Source organism: Streptomyces sp. CA-181903 (assembly GCF_050937075.1).
Taxonomy (GTDB): domain Bacteria; phylum Actinomycetota; class Actinomycetes; order Streptomycetales; family Streptomycetaceae; genus Streptomyces.
The window spans coordinates 697,085-719,765 of record NZ_JBNJLY010000001.1; the positions used below are offsets into that span (position 1 = coordinate 697,085).

Annotated in this window: 4 protein-coding genes and 2 pseudogenes; all 6 read right to left on the bottom strand. The window is 76.6% G+C overall.

Features of this window, described 5'->3' with window-relative positions:
• Positions 1 to 6,507 (bottom strand): SDR family NAD(P)-dependent oxidoreductase, encoded by a 6,507-nt coding sequence (locus ACQEVS_RS03080; RefSeq protein ID WP_433014826.1) that lies wholly within the window; start codon positions 6,505 to 6,507, stop codon positions 1 to 3.
• A gap of 39 nt (positions 6,508 to 6,546) precedes the next feature.
• Complete coding sequence (locus tag ACQEVS_RS03085) at positions 6,547 to 8,718, bottom strand: type I polyketide synthase (RefSeq protein WP_433014829.1); 2,172 nt, start codon at positions 8,716 to 8,718, stop codon at positions 6,547 to 6,549.
• A gap of 142 nt (positions 8,719 to 8,860) precedes the next feature.
• Positions 8,861 to 9,877, bottom strand: a pseudogene (locus tag ACQEVS_RS03090) (polyketide synthase dehydratase domain-containing protein); the annotation flags it as partial.
• A 183-nt stretch (positions 9,878 to 10,060) separates the two neighbouring features.
• A pseudogene (locus tag ACQEVS_RS03095) lies at positions 10,061 to 12,394 on the bottom strand (type I polyketide synthase); the annotation flags it as partial.
• Positions 12,391 to 13,779 (bottom strand): type I polyketide synthase, encoded by a 1,389-nt coding sequence (locus ACQEVS_RS03100; protein ID WP_433014832.1) that lies wholly within the window; start codon positions 13,777 to 13,779, stop codon positions 12,391 to 12,393. The gene ACQEVS_RS03100 and the pseudogene ACQEVS_RS03095, both read right to left, overlap by 4 nt.
• Positions 13,677 to 22,619 carry a type I polyketide synthase gene (locus tag ACQEVS_RS03105; protein WP_433014835.1) on the bottom strand — a complete coding sequence of 2,981 codons (8,943 nt, stop codon included), beginning with the start codon at positions 22,617 to 22,619 and terminating at the stop codon, positions 13,677 to 13,679. Before ACQEVS_RS03105 ends, ACQEVS_RS03100 begins: the two co-directional genes overlap by 103 nt.
• Positions 22,620 to 22,681 lie beyond the last annotated feature (62 nt).

Sequence of the window (22,681 nt, forward strand, 5' to 3'; positions counted from 1 at the left end):
CTATCGGATGTCCGTCATGTCAAGGGCCATGTCCACCAGGCTGTCGGCGTCCATGGTGTCGATCGATTCGGTGCCGTTCTCCTCCGGGCCGGTGCCGTCGGGCGCCAACTCGTGTGTCTCGGCGGCGAGTCGGAGGAGCGGGTCGAGGAGTCCGGCCGCCCGGAGGCGGGCGACCGGGATGCCGGCGAGCAGCGTGCGCACGTCGGTCCCGTCGTCGGGGCCGGCCGCGCCGCCGGGGGCGTCGCCGCCGTCGGGCAGCAGCAGGGTGCGCAGGTGGGTGGCGAGGTCGGCGGGGGTGGGGTGGTCGAAGACGAGGGTGGCCGGGAGCCGGAGGCCGGTGGCGGCGTTCAGGCGGTTGCGCAGCTCGACGGAGGTGAGGGAGTCGAAGCCGAGCGCCTTGAACGGCTGCCGGTCGTGCACGTCCTCGCCCGAGGCGTGGCCGAGGACGGTCGCCGCGTGGCCGCGGACCAGGTCCAGCAGGGCGCCGTCGCGCTCGGCGGCGGGCAGGGCGGCCAGCCGCGCCCGGAGGGCGTCCCGCCCCTCCCCCGCCCCGGCTTCGGCGGTCCGTCGGGCGGGCCCGCCGGCCAGGGCGCGCAGCAGCGGCGGGACGCCCCCGGGCCCGGCGGCGGTGCGCAGGGCCGAGGTGTCGAGCCGCAGGGCGACGGGCAGCGGCCGGTCGCCGGCGAGGGCGGCGGCGAACAGGTCGAGCCCCTCGGCGTCGGTGAGCGGCGCGACGCCGGAGCGCCGCATCCGGGTGTGGTCGGCGGCGTCCAGGTGGCCGGTCATGCCGCTGGCGGTCTCCCACAGTCCCCAGGCGACCGCCAGGCCGGGCAGACCGTCGGCCCGTCGCCGCCGGGCGAGGGCGTCCAGGAACGCGTTGGCGGCGGCGTAGTTGCCCTGGCCGGGGCCGCCGAGGGTGGCGGCGGCCGACGAGAACAGGACGAACGCGCCGAGCGGGGTGTCGCGCGTGAGCTCGTGGAGGTTCCAGGCGGCCCGCACCTTGGGGCGCAGGACGGCGTCGACCTGCGCGGGGGTGAGCGCGGTGACGACGGCGTCGTCGAGCACGCCGGCGGCGTGGACGACGCCGGTGAGCGGGCGGTCGGCGGGGATCGCGGCGAGCACGGCGGCCAGGGCGTCCCGGTCGGCGGCGTCGCAGGCGGCGACGGTCGCCTCGGTGCCCGACTCGCGCAGTTCCTCGACGAGTTCGGCGACGCCTGGGGCGTCTGCTCCCCGTCGGCCGAGCAGCAGCAGGTGCCGTACGCCGTGCCGTGCGGCGAGGTCCCGGGCGACGAGCCCGCCGAGGACGCCCGTGCCGCCGGTGATCAGGACGGTGCCGGACGGGTCGAGGGCGTCCGGCATGGTGAGGACGACCTTGCCGGTGTGCCGGGCCCGGCTCATGAAGCGGAACGCCTCGGGGGCGCGGCGGACGTCCCAGGTGGCCGCCGGGAGCGGCCGGAGCACGCCCCGCTCGAACAGCTCCATGAGCTCGCCCATCATCGCGCCGATGCGCTCGTGCCCGGCGTCGATCAGGTCGAAGTAGCGGTAGGTGGTGCCCGGGTGGGCGGCCTCCTCGGTCGCCGCGTCGCGGATGTCGGTCTTGCCCATCTCGACGAACCGGCCGCCGGGGGCGAGGAGCCGCAGGGAGGCGTCGACGTACTCGTGGGCGAGGGAGTTGAGGACGACGTCCACGCCGCGCCCGCCGGTCGCCGTCCGGAAGGCGGCCTCGAAGTCCAGGTCGCGGGAGGACGCGATGCGCTCCTCGGGCACGCCCAGGGCACGCAGCGTGTCCCATTTGGCGGGACTCGCGGTGGCGTACACCTCGGCGCCGAGGTGGCGGGCGATCTGGAGGGCGGCGATCCCGACGCCGCCGGTGGCGGCGTGCACGAGGAGCGTTTCCCCGGGGCGGACGGCGGCGAGGTCGACCAGCCCGTACCAGGCGGTGAGGAACGCGATGGGGACGGTGGCGGCCTCGGTGTACGTCCAGCCGTCGGGCATCCGGGCCAGCAGCCGCCGGTCGACGACCGCGTGCGGCCCGAACGCCCCGGGCACCATGCCGAACACCCGGTCGCCGGGCGCGAATTCGGTGACGTCGGGGCCTGTCTCCAGGACGACGCCGGCGGCCTCGCCGCCCATGACGTCCTGGTCGACCATGCCGAGCCCGAGGACGACGTCGCGGAAGTTCATGCCGGCGGCGCGCACGGCGATCCGCACCTGCCCCGGCCCGGGCGGGCCGGCCGCCTCGGGGGCGGGGACGAGGGCGAGGTTCTCCAGGGTGCCCTTGCTGGTGACGTCCAGCCGCCAGGCGGACCCGTCGCGCGGGGGTTCCAACGACCGTCCGGAGGCGGCCCGGGCCAGCCGCGGGATCAGCAACCGCCCGTTGCGGAGGGCGGATTCGGGCTCCTCGGAGGCGAGGGCGGCGGGCAGGGCGTCCCGGGAGCCGGGCAGCCCGTCGACGTCCAGCAGCGCGAACCGGCCCGGGTGCTCGGTGCGGGCCGAGCGGACCATGCCCCAGACGGCCGCGTGCGCGAGGTCGTGGACGGTCTCCCCCGGCGCGGCGGGGACGGCGCCGGAGGTGACGAGGACCAGCCGCGACGAGGCGCAGCGCTCCTCGTTCAGCCAGTCCCGCAGCAGGGCCAGGAGACGGTGGGTCACCGCCGTGGCGGCCTCGTCGGCGGGGAGGTTGGCGGTGTCGAAGCGGCAGGGGACGACGACGGTGCCGGGGACGGCGGGTGCGGCGGCGAGCGCCGCGAGGTCGGCGTGGACGGGCACGCCGGGCCGCCCGTCGGCCAGCCCGAGGACGTCCTCGCCCAGCACGGCCCAGTCCGACTCGGCGTCGGTCACGGGGTTTTCGCTCCACTCGACGTGGAAGAGGGAATCGTGGTGCCGGGCGGTGCGGGCGGACTCCAGCTGGTCCCGGGTGACGCTCCGGCTGACCAGCGACGCGACGGTGACGACGGGCGCGCCGGAACCGTCGGCCGCGCGGAGCGTCAGGCCGTCGTCGCCCGTGGGCGCGAGGTGGACGCGGAGGGCGGCGGCGCCGGTGGCGTGCACGGTGACGCCGGTCCAGGCGAACGGCAGCCGGACGTCGCCCGTGGAGCGGGCGGCGGCCGGGTGCAGGGCCGCGTCGAGGAGGGCCGGGTGGAGGGCGAACGAGGCGGCGGCGGCGTGCTGTTCGCGGGGCAGCCGGACCTCGGCGTAGAGGTCGTCGCCGCGTTCCCAGAGGGCGTGCAGCCCCTGGAAGGCCGGCCCGTAGCCGAGGCCGTCGTCGGCCAGGCGCTCGTACAGCGTGTCGACGGGCACGGGGGTGGCGCCCGGGGGCGGCCACGCGGCCAGGTCCCACGACGGAGTGGGGGCGGCGTCGGGGGCCAGGAAGCCGGTGGCGTGGGCGGTCCAGGCGGCGTCGGGCGCGGCGTCGTCGGGGCGGGAGTGCAGGGTGAGCGGCCGCCGCCCGTCCTCGTCGGCGGCACCGACGGACAGCTGGACGTGTGCGCCGCCGCGCTCGGGGAGGACGAGCGGCGCCTGGAGCGTCAGCTCCTCCAGCGCGCCACCGCCCGTCAGGTCGCCGGCCCGCACGGCGAGTTCGGCGAGTGCCGCGCCGGGGACGAGGGTGGTGCCCCAGACGGCGTGGTCGGCGAGCCACGGGTGGGTGTCGCGGGACACCCGCCCGGTGAGCAGCAGCCCGTCCCCGCCGGCCACCGGCACGGCCGCGCCGAGCAGCGGGTGCCCGGTGGCGCGCAGGCCGACGGCGGTGACGTCGCCGCCGGCGGCGTCCCCCTCCAGCCAGTAGCGCTCGCGCTGGAAGGCGTAGGTGGGGAGGTCGACGCGGTGGCGGGCGGCGGCGGGGAACGCGGTGGTCCAATCGGCCGCCACGCCCCGGGTGTACGCCTCGGCCAGAGAGGTCAGGAAACGCCGCCGACCGCCCTCGTCCCGGCGGAGGGAACCGACGACCACAGCGGGGACGTCGGCGTCCTGCACGGTCTCCTCGACCCCCACGGTCAGGACGGGATGGGCACTGCACTCGACGAACGCCCGGTGCCCGGCGGTCAGCAGATCACCGATCACCGACTGGAAGCGGACGGTGTTGCGCAGGTTGTGGTACCAGTAGTCCGCGTCCAGCCCGGCCGTGTCGAAGACCTCACCGGTGAGAGTGGAGTGGAAGGGCACCGACCCGGTACAGGGGCGGATGTCGGCGAGCTCGCGCCGGATGCGGTCCCGGATGCGCTCGACGTGGGCGGAGTGCGAGGCGTAGTCGACCGGCACGCGGCGGGCCCGGATGTCGTGGGTCTCGCAGTGGGCCATGAGCTCGTCCAGCGCGCCCGCGTCCCCACAGACGACCGTGGAGCGGGGACCGTTGAGGGCGGCGACGGATATGCGGCCGTCCCACGCCGCGACCAGCGCCTCCGTCTCGGCGGCGGGCAGCGCGACGGACACCATCCCGCCCTCCCCCGCGATCTCCAACAACGCCCGCGACCGCAGCGCGACGACACGCGCCCCGTCCTCCAGCGACAGACCACCCGCCACACACGCGGCCGCGATCTCCCCCTGCGAATGCCCCACCACAGCCACGGGCTCCACACCGGACGACCGCCACAACCCGGCCAGTGAAACCATCACCGCCCACAACACCGGCTGCACGACGTCGACGCGCTCCAGCCCCGGTGCACCCGGCACCTGCCGCAGTACGGCGGTGAGCGACCAGTCGACGAACGGCGTCAGCGCCCGCTCGCACGCGCCGATCCGCTCGGCGAAGTCCTTGCTCTCGTCAAGGAGTTCGACGGCCATCCCGGCCCACTGCGACCCCTGCCCCGGGAACACGAACACCGGACCCTCGGCCTCACCCGAGGCCACCCCGCACACGACGCCGGGAGTGGGGTCACCGGCAGCCAACGCGCGTACGCCGTCCAGCAGTTCGTCGCGGCCGTCGCCGAGCACCACCGCCCGGTGCTCGAATGCCGACCGCCCCGCCGCCAGCGACCAGCCCACCCGCGCCGGGTCGGCGTCCTCGACGGCGTCGGCGAGTCGCATGGCCTGCGCCCGGAGGGCGTCGGGGGTGCGGGCGGAGACGACCCAAGGCAGGACGCCCGTTGCGCTCTCGGGAGCGGCGGCGGGCTCGTCCTCCGGCGCCTGCTCCAGGATGACGTGGGCGTTGGTGCCGCTGACGCCGAAGGAGGAGACGCCGGCGCGGCGCGGGCGGCCGGTCTCGGGCCAGTCGCGGCGCTCGGTGAGCAGTTCGACGGCGCCGGACGACCAGTCGACGTGCGGTGTCCGCTCCTCGGCGTGCAGCGTCTGCGGCAGTACGCCGTTGCGGAGGGCCATGACCGTCTTGATGACCCCGGCGGCTCCGGCGGCGGCCTGCGTGTGCCCGATGTTGGACTTGAGCGAGCCGAGCCACAGCGGCCGGTCCGCCGGGCGGTCCTTGCCGTACGTGGCGAGCAGGGCCTGCGCCTCGATCGGGTCGCCGAGCTTCGTCCCCGTCCCGTGCGCCTCCACGGCGTCCACGTCGGCGGTGGTGAGTCCGGCGTCCTCCAGGGCGCGGCGGATGACGCGTTGCTGGGCCGGGCCGTTGGGGGCGGCGAGGGCGCTGCTGGCGCCGTCCTGGTTGACGGCGGAGCCGCGCAGGACGGCGAGGACGGGGTGGCCGTTGCGCCGGGCGTCGGACAGCCGCTCGACCAGCAGCATGGCGACGCCCTCGCCCCAGGCGGTTCCGTCGGCGCCGGCCGCGAAGGACTTGCACCGGCCGTCCGGGGCCAGTCCGCGCTGCCGGCTGAACTCGACGAAGGTGTTGGGGGTGACCATCACCGTGACGCCGCCGGCCAGGGCGAGCGTGCAGTCGCCGCGGCGCAGCGCCTGCGCGGCGAGGTGGAGGGTGACGAGCGACGAGGAGCAGGCCGTGTCGACGGTGACGGCCGGGCCCTCGAAGCCGAAGGTGTAGGCGATGCGGCCGGATGCGACGCTGCCGGACGTGCCGCTGCCGAGGAACCCGGCGACGGCCTCGGGCACCTCGATGCCGCGGTTGCCGTACTCGTGGTACATGAGCCCGGCGTAGACGCCGACGCGTTCGCCGCGCAGGCGGCGCGGGTCCACCCCGGCCCGTTCGACGGCCTCCCAGGCGGCTTCCAGCAGCAGCCGCTGCTGGGGGTCCATGGCGACGGCCTCGCGCGGGCTGATCCCGAAGAAGGCCGGGTCGAACCGGTCGGCGCCGTCGATGAACCCGCCCTCGCGGGCGTAGGTGGTGCCGGGGCGGGCCGACTCGGGGTCGGGGTCGTAGAGGTCGTCGATCCGCCAGCCCCGGTCGGCGGGCGGCGCGCCGATCGCGTCGCCGCCCTTGACCACCAACTGCCACAGCTCCTCGGGCGAGTTCACCCCGCCGGGCAGCCGGCAGCTCATGCCGACGACGGCGATGGGCTCGTGGGGTCCGTCCTCCAGCTCCTTGACGCGGCGGCGGGACTCCTTGAGTTCGGCGGTCGCCCACCGGAGGTGTTCGCGCAGCTTCTCTTCGTTGCTCACTTCGAGCCAGCTCCTCGGGGGGGTGTGCGGTCCGGTGGTTCAGCCGCGGTCTGCGGTGCGCAGCTCTCGAAGCGCTTCGAAGAGCTCGTCGTCGGTGGCGGTGGCGAAGTCGTCGTGCGGGCGTGCGTCCTGGCCGGTGTCCGCGGCGGGGTGGCCGGGGCCGTGGCCGGCCCCTTCCGGGTGGGCCGTGCTCCAGCGGGACAGCAGGTCCTTCAGGCGGCGGGCCACGAGGTCCCTGGTCCCGTCGTCGGCGGCGTAGGGGGCCAAGGCGGCCTCCAGCCGGTCGAGTTCCTCCGTGACGGGGCCGTCCAAGTCGTCGGCGGGGGCCTCGGCGGCGAACTCGGCGCAGAGGTGGTCGGCGAGGACGGCCGCCGTCGGGTAGTCGAAGATGAGGGTGGTGGGAAGGTCCAGCCCGGTGGCCTCGTGCAGCCGGTCGCGGAGTTCGAGGTCGGCGAGGGAGTCCAGGCCCAGGTCGACGAAGCCGCGGTCGGGGGCGATGTCGGCGGGCGTCGCCTCGCCGAGGACGGCGGCGGCGTGCGTCCGGACCAGTCCGAGCAGGGCGCGCCGGCGCTCGGGCTCGGGGAGGGTAGCGTAGCGGTGGCCGGGCGGGGCGGGTACGGCTCCCCGGTCTTCGGTCCGTTCCGCCGCCGGTTCCGTCGCGGGCAGCGCCCGGAGCAGTGCCGGGGGCCTCCCCTGTGCCGGCACCCGCGCGGGGTCGAGCCGGAGCGGCAGCAGGACCGGCTCGCCGTGCGCGGCGGCGGCGTCGAGGAGCGCGAGCGCGTCGTCCGTGGCCAGCGGCAGGACGCCGGTCCGGCCGAGCCGGGCCCGTCCGGTCGCGTCGAGCGCGTCGGTGAGCGCGCTGCTCCGCGCCCACAGCCCCCAGGCCAGCGACTGCGCGGGCAGGCCGCGGGAGCGGCGGTGGTGGGCGAGGGCGTCCAGGTAGGCGTTGGCCGCCGCGTAGCCGCCCTGTCCGGCGGAGCCGAACGCCCCGGCGGCCGACGAGAACATCACGAACGCCGCCAGGTCGTCGTCCCGGGTCAGCTCGTGCAGGTGCCAGGCGGCGTCGGCCTTCGGCCGGAGGACTGCGTCGAGGCGCTCGGGCGTCTGCGCGTCCAGGACGCCGTCGTCGGTCACGCCGGCGACGTGGTACACGGCCGTCAGCGGGTGCTCCTCCGGTATCCCGGCGAGCAGCGCGGCGAGCGCGGCGCGGTCGGAGACGTCGCAGGCGGCGACGGTCGCCTCGGCGCCGAGCTCGGCCAGCTCCGCCGTCAACTCCGCGGCGCCCGGCGCTTCCTGACCCCTGCGCGCGGCGAGCAGCAGCCTGCGCGCTCCCGCGCGGGCCAGGTGGCGGGCGAGCTCGCCGCCGAGCGCGCCGGTGCCGCCGGTGACGAGCACGGTGCCACGGGGGGCAAGCGGGCGGGAGCCCGTTCCCTCCGCGCGGGCCGCCACCAGCCGGGGGATCAGAACCTCCCCGCCCCGCACGGCCGCCTGCGGTTCGCCTGCGTCCAGGACGGCCGCGAGCACGCGCCCGTCCACTGCGGCATCGGTGTCGGTGTCGGTGTCGACCAGGACGATGCGGTCCGGGTGCTCGGACTGCGCGGTCCGCAGCAGCCCGAGGGCCGCGGCGGCCGCCGGGTCGGGCACGTCCTCGCCGGGCCGGACGGCCAGGGCGCCGCGCGTGACGACGACGAGCGTCGCGGCGGCGAAGCGGGGGTCCGCCGACCAGTCGCGGGCGAGGGCGAGGGCGGCGCGGGTGACGGCGCGCAGCCCCTCGGGGCCGGGGGTGCCGGCGGGCAGGACGTGAACGACCGTACGCGGGCAGCCCGTTCCGGCATCGACGGCTGCGCCGAGGGAGGCGAGGTCCGGGTGGCGGACGACGGTCTCGGGCAGGTCGGCCAGCGGCGCGTCCCCGGGCCGGGAGCGCCGAGCAGGGCGATGGATGAGTCGGCGGCGACAGAGGGTGCGTGGGCATCCGGCGCGCCCTGACCGGCCGGCGCGGGAGCCGGGGCGGCGGATGCGTCCGGGACGGCGGACACGTCCTGCCCGTCGGGACCGGGCGTACCGGCGGCGGTGGACGCGGCAGGCACGCCGCGGCCCAGGTCGCCGGGCGCGTGAACCGGGAAATCGGGAGTCTTCTGCCCGTCGGCACCGGACGTACCGGCGCCGGACACGGTGGGCGCCCCCGCGACGGGTGCGTGGAAGGGGCTCCATTCCACGCGGTACAGGGCCGCCGGGGCCCCTCCCCGTCCCGCGCTGCCCGCTCGCCCGCCTCGGGCTGCGAGCCGGTGGCGGCCTGCCCGTCCCGGACGGTCCTCAGGACGACCGCGCCCGCCGAGGCGACGGGGGTGCCGGCCGGGTCGGCGAGGGCCAGGGTGACGGTGTCGGGACCGGTGCGGGTGAGGTGGACGCGCAGGGCGCCCGCGCCGGGGGTGTGCACGGCCACGTTCCGCCAGGCGAAGGGGAGTTGAGCCGGGTCGTTTTCCTCTACGAGTACGCCGAGGGCCTGCAGGGCGGCGTCGGCGAGGGCCGGGTGGAGGCGGTAGCGGGTGGCCTCGGCCTGCCGGTCGCGGTCGAGGGCGGCCTCGGCGAAGACCTCGTCCCCGAGCCGGCGGAGGGACCGCAGGCCGCGGAAGGCGGGCCCGTAGGCGTAACCGCGTGCGGCGGCCCGCTCGTAGAAGGCGGTGACGTCCGTCGCGGTGGCGGTCTCCGGGGCCGGGTCCATCAGGTCGTACCCAGGCCGCGGCGCGCCCTCGGCCAGGGTGCCGCTCGCGTGGCGCGTCCAGTCGGCGCCGTCGGCGCACGCGTCGAGGGTGAGGCGGCGGCGGCCGGACGCGTCCGGGCCGGTGACGGACAGCCGGACGCGGACGCCGGTGTCCCCGACGGCGAGCGGGGCGTGCAGGGTCAGTTCCTCGACCAGGCCGCAGCCCGCCCGGTCGGCGGCCCACAGCGCGAGCTCCAGGCAGGCCGTGCCGGGCAGCAGCGTGCGGCCGAGGACGGTGTGGTCGGCGAGCCACGGGTGCGTCCGGGCGGACAGCCGGCCGGAGTACAACATCCCGTCCCCGTCAGGCAGTTCGACGGCTGCGGCCAGCAGCGGGTGGTCGACGGCGCCGAGTCCGGCGGAGGCGACGTCCCCGGCGGCCGGGGCGTCGTCGAGCCAGTAGCGGCGGCGCTGGAACGGGTACGTCGGCAGGTCGACGCGGCGGAGGCCGGCGGCCGGCAGGGCGGCGGACCAGTCCACGGCGGCGGCGCGGACGTGCACCTCGGCGAGCGAGGCCAGCAGCCCCCGGGCGCCGCCGTCCGCGCCCAGCGCGGGGACGACGAACGAGTCCGCCCCGGCGGCTTCGGCGAGGGCGCCGCGGTCCGTCCCCATGACGACGAACACCGTCCGCCCGCGCCCGGCCGACTCACGGACGGCGGAGGCGAGTCCGCGCGGTGACCGGCCGGCGTCGGGGCGCCAGTCGTCGCCGCCGGACGTCGTACGGAACGGCGCCTCGGCCGGACGAAGCGACAGCGCGTCGGCGGCGCCACCGAGCACCGCACGGGCCCCGTCCTCCAGCGACAGCACCCCCGCCGCACAGGCCGCCGCGATCTCGCCGACCCCGTCACCGACGACCGCCGACGGCCGGACGCCGTGGTGCCGCCAGAGCGCGGCGAGGGAGGCGGCGACGGCCCAGCGGGCGGTGCGGGCGCCGGAGCCGTCGGTGGCACCGGGCTTGGCGGTGGCGTCGGCGGGACCGGACGTGTGTTCCGTCTCCGCACTTCCGCCCGCACCGGCGGTCGCGCCCGTCACGTCCGACTCCCCGAGCGCACCGGACGGCCGGTCCCCGCCGCCCTCCGCCGCCGGAAGGTCCGCGCCGCCCCCGGCCGGCCCGTCGGCCGCCGACAGAGCGCGGATCGTACCGTTCAGTTCTCGCAGTACGTCCACCTCGGCCCGCCCGGTGACGGTGGCGAGCGCACCGGCGCACTCCGCCAAGTGCCGGGCGAACACCGGGGACTCGTCCACCAGGCGGCGTACCGCGCCTCCGCTGCCGACACCCTCGTCCGGGAAGAGGAAGGCGACCTTGGTCGCGCCGCGCGCCTCGCCCGTCGCCGTTCCGGGAGCGGGCTCCCCGGCGGCCAACGCGGCTACAGCCGCGCGGAGTTCGTCGCGGTCCGCGCCGACGGCCACGGCCCGGTGCTCGAAGGCCGAGCGGCCGCGGGCGAGGGCCGCGCCGATGTCGGTGGCCGTCTCGTCGGGGTGGGCGTCGAGGTGGGCGAGGAGGCGTGCGGCCTGGTCGCGGAGGGCTTCCGGGGTCTTGGCGGACAGGGCCCAGGGGACGGCCGACACCACAGACGGTACGGCCTCGTCGGAGGTGAGGCCGTCGGCGGCCGCCTCCGTGTCCTCGGCCCCGGCCTTACCGGACGGCGCGGCCTCGCCGGAGGGCGCCGACGCCGCAGTCGCCTCCTCCAGCACCACGTGCGCGTTCGTCCCGCTCACGCCGAACGACGACACGCCCGCCCGCCTGGGCCGCTCCGACGCCGGCCACGGCGCCGGCTCGGTGAGCAGGGCGAGGGCGCCGGCCGACCAGTCGATGTGCGGGGACGGCTCGTCGACGTGCAGGGTGCGCGGGAGGACGCCGTTCCGCAGCGCCATCACCATCTTGATGACGCCGGCGACGCCCGCCGCGGCCTGCGCGTGCCCGATGTTGGACTTCACCGAGCCGACCCGCACGGGCCGGTCGTCCGGCCGGTCCTGGCCGTACGTCTCCAGCAGGGCCTGGGCCTCGATGGGGTCGCCGAGGGTGGTGCCGGTGCCGTGGGCCTCCACCGCGTCCACGTCGGCCGCCGCGATCCGCGCGTTGGTGAGGGCGTCGCGGATGACACGCTGCTGGGCCGGGCCGCTGGGAGCGGTGAGGCCGCTGCTGGCGCCGTCCTGGTTGACGGCGCTGCCGCGGATGACGGCGAGGACGGGGTGGCCGTTACGGCGGGCGTCCGAGAGGCGTTCGAGGACGAGCATGCCGGCGCCCTCGCCGAGGGCGGTGCCGTCGGCGCCGGCGGCGAACGCCTTGCAGCGGGCGTCGGGGGCGAGCCCGCGCTGCCGGCTGAACTCGACGAGCGCCATCGGGGAGGCCATGACGGTGACGCCGCCCGCCAGCGCGGTGGTGCTCTCGCCGAGTCGCAGCGACTGGCAGGCGAGGTGCAGGGCGACCAGCGACGACGAGCAGGCGGTGTCGACGGTGACGGCCGGGCCCTCCAGGCCGAGGGTGTAGGCGACCCGGCCGGAGGCGACGCTCGCGGCGCTGCCGTTGCCGATGTATCCCTCGAACTCGGGCGGTACGCGCCGCAGTCGGGACGCGTAGTCCTGGTAGATCACGCCGGCGAAGACGCCGGTGCGGCTCCCGGCGAGCCCGGCCGGGTCGATGCCGGCGCGCTCCAGGGCTTCCCAGGACGTCTCCAGCAGCAGCCGCTGCTGCGGGTCCATGGCCAGCGCCTCGCGTCCGCTGATGCCGAAGAAGCCGGCGTCGAACCGGTCGGCGCCGTCCAGGAAGCCGCCCTCGCGGACGTACACCCGGCCGTGCCGGGCCGGGTCCGGGTCGTACAGCTCCGGGTCCCAGCCCCGGTCGGCGGGCAGGGGGGTGATCGCGTCCGTGCCGGCCGCGACCAGTTCCCAGAGGTCCTCGGGCGAGCGGACGCCGCCGGGGTAGCGGCAGGCCATGCCGACGACGGCGATCGGCTCGCGGGCGCCGGCCTCGGCCTCGTGCAGCCGCTGCCGGGTCCTGCGCAGGTCGACGGTCAGGCGCTTGAGGTAGTCGAGAACCTTTTCGTCACTGGTCATGTCGCTTGTGGCCCTTCTCTGGCACGAACAGTTCCCGGGTGCCGGGGCGGGACGTCCCGCCCCGGCGGTCAGGACCTGCGCAGTTCGTCGTCGACGATGTCGAGGAGCTCGTCGAGGGTCGCCGCGGTCACCGCGTCGTCGTCCCCGGCGTCGGGCTCCGCGTCGTTCTTCAGCTCGGTCAGCAGGTCGCGCAGCCGGGCGGCGATTCCGGCGCGCCCGGGGTCGCCGGCCGGCAGCGACCGGACGGCGGCCTCCAGCCCGTCGAGTTCCGCGAACCCGGGTGCGGGCGGCGCCTGTTCGTCCGTCACCAGCCGGGACCGCAGGTGCCGGGCGAGCGCGTCCGGGCTGGGGTGGTCGAAGGTGAGCGTGGCCGGCAGCCGCAGTCCGGTGGCGGCGGCGAGCCGGTTGCGCAGTTCGACGGCGCGCAGCGAGTCGAAGCCCGCTTCGAGGAAACCCCGGCCGGTGTCGACCTCGTCCGGCGAGCCGTAGCCGAGGACGGTCGCCACATGGGCGCGGACCAGGTCGAGCAGGACGCTCCCGCGCTCGGCCGGCGGCAGTGCCGCCAGCCGGGCGGCGAACCCGGCCTCGGCGGCGGCCGGTTCGGCGGTCACCGCCCGGCGCCCGGCGGGTGCCGCGAGCGACCGCAGCAGCGGCGGCGGGGTGCCGGTCCGGAGGGCGGCGAGGTCGAGGCGGGCCGGGAGGACGAACGCCCGGTCCTGCCCGAGGGCCGCGTCGAACAGGGCGAGCCCCTCGGCGGCGGACAGCGGCAGGACGCCGGAGCGCCGCATCCTGGCCCGGTCCGCGTCGTCCATCGCGCCGGTCATGGCGCTGGTGTCGGCCCAGTGGCCCCAGGCCATCGACACGGCCGGCAGGCCGAGCGCCCGCCGGTGGGCGGCCAGGCCGTCCAGGAAGGCGTTGGCGGCACCGTAGTTGGCCTGCCCGCCGTTGCCGAGGGTGCTGCCGGCGCCGGAGAACAGGACGAACATCGACAGTCCCGCGTCCCGCGTCAGCTCGTGCAGGTGCCAGGCCGCGTCGGCCTTCGGCCGCAGGACCGCGTCCACCCGCTCCGGGGTCAGGGCGGTGACGACGCCGTCGTCCAGGACGCCGGCCGCGTGGACGACGCCGGTCAGCGGCGGTTCGGCCGCGGCGACGACCCGCGCCAGCGCGTCCCGGTCGGCGACGTCGCAGGCCACGACCGTCACCCGGGCTCCCAACGCGTCGAGTTCGGCGACCAGTTCGGCGGCACCGGGCGCGTCCGGCCCGCGCCGGCCGGCCAGCAGCAGGTTCCGTACGCCGTGGACGGTCACCAGGTGCCGGGCCAGCAGACCGCCCAGCGTGCCCGTGCCGCCGGTGATCAGCACGGTCCCGTCGCCGGGTACGACGGTCTCCGCGCCGCCGGGTGCTCCCGCGCGGGCCAGCCGGGGACGAGCACCCGGCCCGCCCGGACGGCCGTCCACGGTTCGTCGGCGAACGGCACCGTCGGCAGGGCGCGTACGGACGCGGATTCCCCGTCGAGGTCCACGGCGGCGAACCGGCCCGGGTGCTCCACCCGCGCGGACCGCAGCGCGCCGTGCACGGCGGCGGCCGCCAGATCGGTGACGTCCTCATCTTCGACGACGCTCACCGCGCCGCGCGTCACCCACACCACCCGGGTGTTCTCCAGGGCGGGGGCGGCGAGGCAGTCCTGAAGGACGGCCAGGGCGCGGTGGACGGCGGTGTGGGCGGCGGCGGCCGGGTCGGCGCCCGCTTCCGTCCAGGGGAGCAGCAGGACGTCCGGGGCCGCTTCGGCGAGCAGGGACGCGGCGTCGGCGTGGGCGGTGACGGAGGTGCCCGAGTCCGTCAGGGCCGCCGCGAGGGCGTCGGCCTCGGGCGACGAGCCCAGCACGGCCCAGGTGCCGCCCTGTGCCCCACCCTTCTCGGCCCGCTCGGTCCAGTCGAGGCGGAACAGCGCGTCCCGTACGCCCGTCGCCGCGTTCCGCAGCTGCTCGGGCCGGACGGGCCGGACGGCGAGCGACGCGACGGAGGCCACCGGCCGGCCGGTGGTGTCGGTCGTGGTCAGCGACACCGTGTCCGGGCCGGTCCGGGCGAGCCGGACGCGCAGCGCCGTCGCGCCGGTGGCGTGCACCTCGACGCCGGTCCAGGCGAACGGCAGCCGCACCTGGTCCACCCCGTCCAGCAGGGTGGTGTGCAGGGCCGCGTCGAGCAGCGCCGGGTGGACGCCGAACCGGGCGGCGTCGGCCTGCTGTTCGGGGGCGAGCCGGACCTCGGCGAGGAAGGCGTCCTCGGTCCGCCACGCCGCGCGCAGCCCCTGGAAGGCCGGGCCGTAGCCGAACCCGTCGCCGGCCAGGCGCTCGTAGAGCCCGTCGAGGTCCACGGGGATCGCCGCGGCGGGCGGCCAGGCGCCGGCGGCGGGGGCGGCCGGCTCCGCCGCGGGGGCGGTGCCGAGCGTGCCGGTGGCGTGGCACACCCAGCCGTCGTCGGTGAACTCCCGTGCCGACGTGACGAGTCGGGAGTTGATGCCGACCGGCCGCCGTCCGTCCGCGTCGGGCGCGCCGAGCCGTACCTGTACGTCGACCGCGCCGGTCTCGGGCAGGACGAGCGGCGCCTGGAGGGTCAGTTCCTCCAGGGTGCCGCAGCCGGCCTGGTCGCCCGCGTACGCCGCGAGTTCGACCAGCGCGGTGCCGGGCAGCAGGACCGTGCCCCAGACGGCGTGGTCGGCGAGCCACGGGTGGCTCTCCGTCGACAACCGGCCGGTGAACAGCAGCCCTTCGCCCCCGGCGAGGGCCACGCCCGCACCGAGCAGCGGGTGCCCGGCGTCGGCCAGCCCGGCCTGCCCGACGTCCGCGGAGGGACGCGGGGCGTCGACCCAGAACCGCTCGCGCTGGAAGGCGTAGGTGGGGAGGTCGACGCGGTGGCGGGCGGCGGCGGGGAAGGCGGTGGTCCAGTCGGCCGCCACGCCCCGGGTGTACGCCTCGGCCAGAGAGGTCAGGAAACGCCGCCGGCCGCCCTCGTCCCGGCGGAGAGAGCCGACGACCACAGCGGGGACGTCGGCGTCCTGCGCGGTCTCCTCGACCCCCACGGTCAGGACGGGGTGAGCGCTGCACTCGACGAACGCCCGGTGCCCGGCGGCCAGCAGATCGCCGATCACCGACTGGAAGCGAACGGTGTTACGCAGGTTGCGGTACCAGTAATCCGCGTCCAGCCCGGCCGTGTCGAAGACCTCACCGGTGAGGGTGGAGTGGAAGGGCACCGACCCGGAACGGGGGCTGATGCCCGCCAGCTCCTGGTGGATCCGCTCCCGGATGCGCTCCACGTGAGCGGAGTGCGAGGCGTAGTCCACCGGCACCCGCCGCGCCCGGGTCTCCTGGGCCTCGCAGTGCGCCAGCAACTCCTCCAGCGCACCGGCCTCACCGGACACCACTGTCGAGCGCGGGCCGTTGAGGGCGGCGACGGATATTCGCCCGCCCCACGACTCCAGCAGCCCCTCGGTCTCGGCGGCGGGCAGCGCGACGGACACCATCCCGCCCTCCCCCGCGATCTCCAACAGCGCGCGGGAGCGCAGCGCGACGACGCGGGCACCGTCCTCGAGCGACAGGCCGCCCGCGACACACGCGGCCGCGATCTCCCCCTGCGAGTGGCCGACCACGGCGACGGGCTCGACACCCGCCGACCGCCACAGCGCGGCCAGCGACACCATCACCGCCCACAACACCGGCTGCACGACATCGACACGCTCCAACCCCGGAGCCCCCGGCGCCTGCCGCAGTACGGCGGTCAGCGACCACTCCACGTATGGGTCCAACGCCCGCTCGCAGTCGGCGATGCGCTCGGCGAACTCCTGCGAGGTGTCGAGCAGTTCGACGGCCATCCCGGCCCACTGCGACCCCTGCCCCGGGAACACGAACACCGGACCCTCGACCTCACCCGAGGCCACCCCGCACACGACACCGGGAGCGGACTCGTCGGAAGCCAACGCCCGCAGTCCGTCGCGCAGTTCGTCGAGCCCGTCGCCGACGATCACCGCCCGGTGCTCGAACGCCGACCGTCCCGCCGCCAGCGTCCACCCCACCCGGCCCGGGTCGGCGTCCTCGACGGCGTCGGCGAGCCGCGCGGCCTGGGCCCGGAGGGCCTGCGGCGAGCGGGCGGAGACGACCCAGGGCAGGACGCCCGTTGCGCTCTCGGGAGCGGTGGCGGGCTCCTCTTCAGGCGCCTGCTCCAGGATGACGTGGGCGTTGGTGCCGCTGATGCCGAAGGCGGAGACGCCGGCGCGGCGCGGCCGGCCATGCGTGTCCGGCCAGGCGCGCTGCTCGGTCAGCACCTCGACGCCGCCCGCCGACCAGTCGATGTGGCTGGACAGCCGGCTGACGTGCAGGGTCCGCGGGAGGACGCCGTGCCGCAGCGCCAGCACGGTCTTGATGACGCCCGCGACGCCGGCGGCGGCCTGGGTGTGGCCGATGTTGGACTTCACCGTGCCGAGCCAGAGCGGCCGGTCGGTGGGCCGGTCCTGGCCGTAGGTGGCGAGGAGCGCCTGTGCCTCGATCGGGTCGCCGAGCTTGGTGCCCGTGCCGTGTGCCTCGACCGTGTCGACGTCGGCCGCCGCCACCCGGGCGTTGGCCAGGGCCTCGCGGATGACGCGCTGCTGGGAGGGGCCGTTGGGGGCGGCGAGGCCGTTGGAGGCGCCGTCCTGGTTGACGGCGGAGCCGCGGACGACGGCGAGCACTTGGTGGCCGTTGCGGCGGGCCTCGGAGAGGCGTTCGAGCAGGACGACGCCGGCTCCCTCGGAGAGGCCGAAGCCGTCGGCGTCGTCGGAGAATGCCTTGCAGCGGCCGTCCCGCGCCAGCCCGCGGAGCCGGCTGAAGCCGACGAACGCGTCCGGGGTGGGCATGACGACGCTGCCGCCTGCGAGCGCCATGGAGCAGTCGCCGGCGCGGAGGGCCTGGCAGGCGAGGTGCAGGGCGACGAGCGACGACGAGCAGGCCGTCTCGACGGTGACCGCCGGGCCCTCCAGGCCGAACGCGTAGGCGAGGCGGCCGGAGACGACGCTGGTGACGCTGCCCGTCACCACGTAGTCGCCGATCTCGCGCGGCGCGTCCTGGGGGCGCGGCCCGTAGCCGTTGGTCATGGCGCCGATGAACGAGCCGGTGGCGCTGGAGCGCAGGGCCTCGCGGCCGATGCCGGCCCGTTCGAACGCCTCCCAGGCGGTCTCCAGCAGCAGCCGCTGCTGCGGGTCCATGGCCAGGGCCTCGCGGGGGCTGATGCCGAAGAAGCCGGCGTCGAAGCGGTCGGCGTCGTGGACGAAGCCGCCCTCGCGGACGTAGCTGGTGCCGAGCCGGTCGGGGTCGGGGTCGTAGAGGTCGTCGAGGCGCCAGCCGCGGTCGGTGGGGAAGCCGGACACGGCGTCGCCGCCGGTGGCGACGAGCCGCCAGAGGTCCTCGGGGGTCTCGACGCCGCCGGGGAAGCGGCAGGCCATGCCGACGATCGCGATCGGGTCGTCGTCGGCCGCCGGGAGGGCGGGGGCCGGGGCCGCGGGTGCGGCGGGCGCCGGGGTGTCGCCGGTGATCAGTTCGGCGAGGTGCCCGGCGAGGGCGAGGGGGGTCGGGTAGTCGAAGACGAGGGTGGCGGGGAGCCGTAGCCCGGTGGCGGAGGCCAGCCGGTTGCGCAGTCCGACGGCCGTCAGCGACTCGAACCCGAGCTCCTTGAAGGCGCGTTCGGCGCCGATGGCGTCGGGCGCCGAGTGGCCCAGGACGGCCACGGCGTGCGTCCTGACGAGGTCGAGGAGGGCGCGCCGGCGGTCGGCAGGGGACAACCCGGCGAGGCGGCCGCGCAGTTCGGCGCCCTCGCCGGCGGGCGCGGCGGGGGTCTTCCCGTCGTCCTTGGCCGGGCGGGCCTGCGGCAGGTCGCGCAGCAGGGCGCTGGGGCGGGCCGAGGTGAAGAGGGGGACGAAGCGGTCCCAGTCGATGTCGGCGACCGCGATGAAGGTGTCGCGGTGGTCGAGGACCTGCCGGAGGGCGGCGAGGGCGAGGTCGGTGCGCATCAGGGGCAGGCCCTGCTCGCGGACGCGGCGGCGCCGGTCGGCCACGTCCAGGCCGTGGTCCTCCCAGGTGCGCACGGCGTCCTCCCAGACGCCCCAGGCCACGGTGGTCAGCGGGAGGCCGCGGGCCTTGCCGTGTTCGGCGAACGCGTCGAGGGCGGCGTTGGCGGCGGCGTAGGCGGCGTGCTCGCCGCTGCCCCAGACGCTGGCGATCGACGAGAACATGACGAAGGCGTCGAGCTCGGCCGGGTCGAGGAGGTCGGCCAGGTGCCGGGCGCCGGCCATCTTGGCGCCGACGGCGTCGGCGAGGGCGTCGTAGGGGGTGGTGTCGACGCGGTCCAGCTCGATGTGCGCGGCCGTGTGCAGCACGGTACGGACGGTGCGGCCGTCCTCCGCGAGCCCGGCGAGCAGGGCGGCGACGGCGTCGCGGTCGGCGAGGTCGCAGGCGGCCAGGGTGACGTCGGTGCCCGACGCCGCGAGCTCGTCGCGGAGTTCGCGGGCGCCGGGGGCGTCGGCCCCGCGTCGGCTGACGAGGACGAGGTGCTCGGCCCCGGAAGCGGCCAGCCACTGGGCGAGCCGTCGGCCGAGGACCCCGGTGCCGCCGGTCACCAGGACGGTGCCGCGCGGCTTCCAGTCCCGGGCCGGCCGGGCGTCGCCCAGCGGCGCGGAGAGCATCCGCCGGGCGAACAGGCCGGCGGGGCGGACGGCGAGCTGGTCCTCGGAGCCTTCGGCGGGCCCATCGCCCGCTTCGCCGGCGCCCGCCAGCGCCGCGCAGAGCCGGGCGAGCGTCCGGTCGTCCGGGCCCGTGTCGCCGGGCAGGTCCAGCAGGCCGCCCCAGCGCTCGGAGTGCTCCACCGCGACGACCCGGCCGAGGCCCCAGACCTGGGCCTGGACCGGATCCGCGGGCGGTTCGGACGGGCCGGTGGCGACCGCGCCCCGCGTGGCGCACCACAGGGGTGCCGTCACGCCGGCGTCGCCCAGGGCCTGGACCAGGCCGAGCGTCAGGAAGACGCCGGTGCCGGTGTCGGGGCGGCCGTCCCACGGCCGGGTGTCCAGCGCGAGGAAGGACAGCACGCCCGCCGGTTCCGCGCCCGCCAGGGCGGTACGGACGGACTCGGCGAGGGACTCCCGGCCGGCGTCCGCCGCGGGCGGCGAGACGGTGACGACGGAGACGCCGCGGGCCGTCAGGGCGTTCACGACCGCCGCCGGCCACGGGTCGTCCCCGAGCCCCTCGGGCAGGACCACGAGCCAGGTGCCGGACGGTCCGGTGCCGGCGGTGCCGACGGGCTTCCAGCCGATCCGGTAGCGCCAGCCGTCCACGGCGTCGCGCTCGCGGCTGCGCCGCCGCCAGGAGGACAGGACCGGGAGGAGGGAGGCCACGGAGGTGCGCTGCTCGTCGTCCTCCACCCGCAGGGCGGCGGCGAGCGCGTCGGCGTCCCCGTCCTCGACCGCGCTCCAGAAGCCGGCCTCCGGCCCGTCGGCGGACCCGGCCTCCTCCGGCGCGGTCTCCTCCAGCCAGTAACGGCGGTGCTGGAAGGCGTAGGTGGGCAGGTCGACGAGGCGGCGGGCGCCGCCCGAGAAGAGCGAGGGCCAGTCGACGGCGAGGCCCTGGGTGTACGCCTCGGCCATGGAGGTCAGGAAGCGCCGCCAGTCGCCCTCGTCCCGGCGCAGCGAGCCGACGGCCACGACCGGGACGTCCGCCTCCTGCGCGGTCTCCTCGACCCCGACGGTCAGGACGGGGTGGGCGCTGCACTCGACGAACGCCCGGTGGCCGGCGGTCAGCAGCCCCTCGACCACGGACTGGAAGCGGACGGTGTTGCGCAGGTTGCGGTACCAGTAGTCCGCGTCCAGCCCGGCCGTGTCGAACACCTCACCGGTCAGGGTGGAGTGGAAGGGCACCGAGCCCGAGCGCGGCCGGACGTCCGCGAGTTCCTGTCGGATGCGCTCCCGGATGCGCTCGACGTGCGCCGAGTGCGACGCGTAGTCGACCGGCACCCGCCGGGCCCGGACCTCATCGGCCTCGCAGTGGGCCATGAGCTCGTCCAGCGCGCCCGCGTCCCCACAGACGACCGTGGAGCGGGGACCGTTGAGGGCGGCGACGGATATGCGGCCGTCCCACGCCGCGACCAGCGCCTCCGCCTCGGCGGCGGGCAGCGCGACGGACACCATCCCGCCCTCCCCCGCGATCTCCAACAGCGCCCGCGACCGCAGAGCGACGACACGCGCGCCGTCCTCCAGCGACAGACCACCCGCCACACACGCGGCCGCGATCTCCCCCTGCGAATGCCCCACCACGGCGGCGGGTTCCACGCCCACGGACCGCCACAGTTCGGCGAGCGACACCATCACCGCCCACAGCGCCGGCTGCACGACGTCCACCCGGTCGAGCCCGGGGGCGCCCTCCGCGCCCCGCAGGACGTCCACGAGCGACCACTCGACGAACGGTGCGAGCGCCCGCTCGCAGTCGGCCATCCGTCCGGCGAACACCTCGCTGGAGCCCAGGAGTTCGACGGCCATGCCGAGCCACTGCGAGCCCTGGCCGGGGAAGACGAAGACGGGCCGGCCGAGGGAGCCGCCGCCGGTCGCCCCGGTCACCAGGGTGGGGGCGGTGTCGCCGGTGGTGAGGGCGGTGAGGCCGGTGAGGAGTTCCTCGCGGTCGCCGCCGATGACAACGGCCCGCTGTTCGAGGGCGGCGCGCCCGGTGGCGAGCGTCCAGCCGACCTCGCCGGCGGGCCACTCGGCGTGCCCGGTGACGTCCGTACGCAGCCGGGCCGCCTGTTCGCGGAGAGCCTCGGGCGTACGGGCGGAGAGCAGCCATGGCAGGACGCCGGAGCCGTCGGCCACCGCGCCGGCGCCGGTGGGTTCGTCGGTGCCGTCGGCGGGGGCCTGTTCGATGATGACGTGGGCGTTGGTGCCGCTGATGCCGAAGGAGGAGACGGCGGCGCGGCGCGGCCGGCCGGCCTCGGGCCAGTCGCGCTCCTCGGTGAGCAGCGCGACGCCGCCGGCGTCCCAGTCGACGTGCGGGGTGGGCGCGTCGACGTGGAGGGTGCGCGGGAGGACGCCGTTGCGCAGCGCCATCACCATCTTGATGACGCCGGCCACGCCCGCGGCGGCCTGGGTGTGGCCGAGGTTGGACTTGAGCGAGCCGAGCCACAGCGGCCGGTCCGCCGCACGCCCCTTGCCGTACGTGGCGAGGAGCGCCTGCGCCTCGATCGGGTCGCCGAGCTTCGTCCCCGTCCCGTGTGCCTCCACGGCGTCCACGTCGGCCGGGTTCAGCCGGGCTCCGGCCAGGGCGTCGCGGATGACGCGCTGCTGGGCGGGGCCGTTGGGGGCGGAGAAGCCGCTGCTGCCGCCGTCCTGGTTGACGGCGGAGCCGCGCAGGACGGCGAGGATCCGGTGGCCGTTGCGGCGGGCGTCGGAGAGGCGTTCGAGGAGCAGGACGCCGGCGCCCTCGGCCCAGCCGGTGCCCTCCGCGCCGGCGGCGAAGGAGCGGCAGCGGCCGTCCGGGGAGAGGGCGCGCTGCCGGCTGAACTCGACGAAGCCGAGGGTGTCGGCCATGACCGTGACGCCGCCGGCCAGGGCGAGGCTGCACTCCTGGCGCCGGAGGGACTGGCAGGCGAGGTGGGCGGCCACCAGGGAGGAGGAGCAGGCGGTGTCGACGGTGACGGCGGGGCCTTCGAGGCCGAGGGTGTAGGCGATGCGGCCGGAGACGATGCTGCCCTGCCCGCCGGTCATCAGGTAGCCCTCGAGGTCCTCGGGGGCCTTGCGCAGCCGGGACGCGTAGTCCATCTGCATGACGCCGGCGAACACGCCGGTGCGCGTGCCGCGGACGGACGACGGGTCGATGCCGGCCCGCTCGAACGCCTCCCAGGCGGTTTCCAGCAGCAGCCGCTGCTGCGGGTGCATGGCCGTGGCCTCGCGGGGGCTGATCCCGAAGAAGTCGGCGTCGAAGCGGTCGGCGTCGTGGACGAAGCCGCCCTCCCGGACGTAGCTGTGGCCGGGCGTGTCGGGGTCCGGGTCGTAGAGGGCGTCGACGTCCCAGCCGCGGTCCTCGGGGAACGGGGTGATGGCGTCGGTACCGGTGGCGACGAGCCGCCACAGGTCCTCGGGGGACCGGACGTCACCGGGCAGGCGGCAGGCCATGCCGACGATGGCGATGGGCTCGGACTGCGCCTCGGTCAGCTTGCGGTTCTGCTGCCGGAGCTGTTCCGCCTCCTTGAGGGAAACCCTCAGCGCCTTGATGACTTCTTCGCTGGATGCGGTCACAGCTCACTCCGAAAGTCGGTTCCGTGCCGGTCGGTTGTCGCCGGGTCGGTCGTCGGCAGGTC